Source organism: Corynebacterium sp. ACRPS, assembly GCF_022346005.1.
GTDB lineage: Bacteria > Actinomycetota > Actinomycetes > Mycobacteriales > Mycobacteriaceae > Corynebacterium.
In genome coordinates, this window is sequence record NZ_JAKRMY010000043.1 from 1 (window position 1) to 974 (window position 974).

General features: G+C 59.4%; 1 pseudogene. It reads left to right on the plus strand.

Annotated features, from left to right (window positions below):
- Window positions 1-974, plus strand: a pseudogene (locus tag MHX65_RS11480) (IS3 family transposase); the annotation flags it as partial.

Genomic DNA, 974 nt, shown 5'->3' on the forward strand with positions numbered 1-974 from the left:
ACCAACGCCAACGGTGAAAAAGTCGCCAGCCCCATTGCCGCAGCCAACAGCGCACGCACGCCTGCTGAAGGACTCTCCGACGCCGAACGCATCCGCGTGCTGGAACGCGAAAACGCCAAGCTCCGGGAGGAACGAGAGATTCTCCGCAAGGCGGCCAAATATTTCGCGGAAGAGACGAACTGGTGAACCGCTTCCGGTTCGTTGATGACAACCGAGGCCTCTACGAGGTCAAGCGGTTATGTGAGGTTTTGAAGATCAACCGGTCCTCGTATTACAAATGGAAATCAGCTGCTCCTGCCCGCCGGCGACGCGTCCTTGACGACGCGGTGCTGGGAGCGAGGATCAAGGCCGTGTTCACGGCCGAGAACGGTTGTTACGGGGCGAAACGCGTGACGGCGGCCATCAATTCCGATCCAGCCAACGACGACCTTTTCAATCACAAGCGCACCGCCAGGTTGATGCGCCAGATGGGCCTGTTCGGCTACACCAAAAAACGCCGGGTGAAGACCACCGTGTCTGCGAAACGGGCTCCGAAGTTGCCCGACCTGCTGAAACGCCGGTTCACCGCGGAGAAACCGAACACCATCTACGTCGGCGATATCACGTACCTGCCGATCGCGGACGGGTCGAATATGTACCTGGCCACCGTCATCGACTGCTATTCGCGGCAGTTGACCGGTTTCGCGATCGCCGACCACATGCGCACGGAGTTGGTCGAAGAAGCTCTCACGATGGCCCACGGGGTCCGAGGCAACCTTGACGGGGCGATTTTTCACTCCGATCATGGCAGCGTCTATACCTCTGGGCAATACCGGAAGCTGTGTGAACGATTCGGTGTCACCCAGTCGATGGGAGCAATCGGGACGAGCGCGGACAACTCGTTGGCGGAGTCGTTCAACGCCACGCTGAAACGGGAAGTCCTCCAGGACGAGTCCGTTTTCCCAAGTCAGCTCGTATGTCGTCGGGACGTGTTC